Below are 3366 nucleotides of genomic sequence, written 5' to 3' on the forward strand. Positions count from 1 at the left end.
GGAAGATAAAGAAGTGTCTGAGTGGCTTTTCTTATCTTGCTGCTTCTAAGCTCATTTAAGAATATTGCAAGGAATATTGGAAATGGAAATCCAAGAATAAGGTCACCTATATTAAGAATAAGTGTGTTTTTAAGTGATGACCAAAAGGCTGCTGATGAAAATGCATCCTTGAAATTTTTAAGTCCAACCCATGGGCTTGCCCATATTCCCTGGAATATATTGAACTTCTTAAAAGCTACTACAACTCCAAGCATAGGCTTGTACTTAAATAAAATCATGTAGATAACAGGAACAAGTAACATAAGATATAACTGCCAGTTATTACGCATATATGTCTTAATGTTGATCTTGCCACCTGACCTGTTTTTTTTATTTTTGCTCAACCCCGGTACCTCCCAGTTCTTATTGTTGATATATTTATTCTATATTTTCATATATTCAAATTCTATTTAGTTTTTATTGAAGAAGACAAAAAACATTGCATTTTTTGTCATAGCTTAATATAATGATGCTGTTACTTATTTTGGACTCAGGGGAATTTGGAGAAAATATGCTGATAAACAATGAGTTTCAATATGATGACAAACACTTCATCATAATCAATAACATCAAAGATAATATTTACTACTACATTGATTATGACAAAAGAAGCGTATCTAATAACATGGAGTTCCAGCATCTGCATCCCTTTTATGAGATACTTATACTTCTTGCTCCAAATGCATCCCATCTTATAGAGGGAACTCCTTACAATATTCATGCGGGAGACATGGTACTTCTTGCGCCTTCAATCCTTCATAAATCCATTTATTATAAAGGAGATGCATCAAAGCGTATCGTCATAGACTTTATGTTTCCATTTAATAATCCGGAAACCAAAGAAGCATATGACACTATTCTTGCACCTTTTTACCAGGATGTTCCTATTATGCGTTTTGATTTTGATGACAGAAAGAAATTGTCAGATATTCTTAATAAGATATATGTATTTGCTGATACTCATAATTACTATGACAATCCTGCAGATGAATTTCATATTCATACTCTTTTTCAGGAATTTCTTTATACTTTGTATGAGCTGAGCCCAAGGAACAAATATTCTGATGATCAGACCTATACTTCTATTGAGCACAAAATTTATGAGATCGCATCCTATATTCACAATAATTACGATAAGGATCTGTCGCTTGAATCACTGGCACAGATGTATTACTTAAGTCCGAGTTATCTTTCGAGAGAGTTCAAGTCAATAACTCACTTTAATCTTTTGAACTACATTCAGCTTACACGAATAAAGAATGCACAGTACAAGCTTTCGAGTACCAACGATAAGATTTCAGCTATTGCTGAAAGCTGCGGTTTTACATCTTTTTCACAGTTCAACAGGGTTTTCAACAAAATATCCGGGGCATCACCTCGCGAATACAGGAACACGGTCTCTCACAAATTCAACTAGCGGTCTTTGCGTTCTATAGTCTACTTTCCTTGCAATTTGATAAGCTTGGGAAGTTAACAAAGGATTTTCTTGTCTTAAAAAACTTATTATTCAAGGCTCAATATCTGGATTTTTATATTCTAGGGTCCGAAACTCGCTTCGCTCAGACATGCGGACCCTAGGAAGAATATAAAAATCCATCTATTAAGCTCTTGAATTTAATAAGTTTTTTAAAGAGCTCGAAAATCCTTTGTTAACTTCCCAAGCATCAGATTTGCAAGGAAATGAAAGTTATGATGTGAGCAAAGTTTTTTAGGCCTCTCGAGTACCATGTTGCAAGCGAATATAGGTTATGGTGTGCGTAGTTGTTGTAATCCAGATAACCTTTATTGCTTGAATACAGGGTTGAGAAATGCCTGGTTGGTGCAGTCATCTACTGCGGTTATGTAAAACCATTCTTTCGTAAGCAGTTTAGAGTCTTTCAGATCACAGCTATAATCGTAGAAGATGTTATCTCCGTCTTTCTTGAGCGCTGTCTTTGAATTAAGCTTTTTTTCTTTGTACAGGCCTTCCGGAGTGTATATTCTTAAATAATTAAGTTTTCTTGCAGACATTAGGGTTAGTCTATTGTCTTTATAAAAGAGTATTGGGCCGTTTGTAAGGAAAGATTCTCCTTTTCTTAATGAATCAAGTACTTTATCTTTAGTGGGTTTTCCTTTTATATGAACATAGGTTCTGACGCAGCCGCTTGTAAGGCTTGTTGTGGCCCACTTTTCAAGGATGGGAACAGCCTTTTTAAAGATAAGGTCTATAACATGTATCTCATTTTTATATGCGGGATATTTAAGGACAGACATGACTTTTCTTATATTCTGCATCAGTATATAGAAATCATTGTAATCGTCTGCCTTAATATTATGTGTATCGCTTCCTGTTGTTGCTGGTCTGTATATACCTTCTTTCAATAGGTTAAGCCAGAGTTCATATGCCTTATAATTGGTAGAGCCTTTGATCATAGGTGCTGATCCGTTCCATATCTCTATGGTTTCAAATATTCCTGTCATATCGTAATAGGAAGGGTTCCAGGAATTGGATTTTGAAAGGTCACATGGATGATTGATCTGGGCAAGGCCGCCATTTTCTTTGATCTCGTTCACTATTTTCTTAAACTCAGATCGCATATATTCATCACTTCTTAGATCCTTATCGGGTATCCTGAATATAACATCCTTTTCTGCGCCAAGTGCTATGACATGGCCATTAGATGTGGATATCTCCTTGGATACTATGGGAAGAAAATCACTTCTTGTCTCCTTCATCCACTTTTTATGATTGAGAATATTATGGTGATCACTCAAAGCTCCATACCTAAGTCCCATTGCTGCCATGGAGTTTGCAACTTCATGGGGGCTTTCTGTAACATCGTCATCTCCCTTATATACAGGGCTTGAATATATGCTGTGATGATGGATATCCCCTGCATACCATCCATATTTACTTAAATCAACAAATCTTTTCAAATGGTATTTACGATTTGCTGCTTTGGGTCCAATTTCTACTATGTCCTTAATAATGCAGTATTCGCTTCCCTTTGATACTTCGCAGTAATATCTTCCATAAGGTATAGAAGCAGAAATCTCCCCGTCAAATTCTGTAACGAATCGCTCCATGTCTATTTTTCCGCATACATGGTCAAAATCTTTATCTGTTTCATTATCTGTAAGTTTCCAGAGTTTTACCTGCGCAGGTGTCCTTTTTCTTGAGCCGTCATAGGTTGTTACTATAAAATTCCCTTTAGGAGCATTGCTTTTCTTTGGATAACCAATCTCAAAATCTTTGGAGACAAGTTTTATAAAATCATGAAGTCTTTGTGCATCAGTATTTAAGACTGATCTATCAGTTACTCCTTCTTCTTCAAGAACTCCTCTTAA

General features: G+C 35.7%; 2 protein-coding genes and 1 pseudogene. 1 reads left to right on the forward strand and 2 read right to left on the reverse strand.

Annotated elements, in window-relative coordinates; genetic code table 11:
- Positions 1-383 (reverse strand): annotated as a pseudogene (locus K6G87_RS07625) (sugar ABC transporter permease); the annotation flags it as partial.
- A 167-nt stretch (positions 384-550) separates the two neighbouring features.
- Here K6G87_RS07625 and K6G87_RS07630 point away from each other — a divergent pair.
- Positions 551-1456, forward strand: a complete 906-nt coding sequence (locus tag K6G87_RS07630; RefSeq protein ID WP_296835541.1) for a helix-turn-helix transcriptional regulator — start codon at positions 551-553, stop codon at positions 1454-1456.
- A 365-nt stretch (positions 1457-1821) separates the two neighbouring features.
- On the opposite strand, the gene K6G87_RS07635 is transcribed toward K6G87_RS07630, so the two are convergent.
- Positions 1822-3366 (reverse strand): CehA/McbA family metallohydrolase (locus K6G87_RS07635; protein ID WP_296835543.1); only part of this gene is annotated, 1545 nt, incomplete at its 5' end.

The sequence above is a fragment of the Butyrivibrio sp. genome (assembly GCF_024699075.1).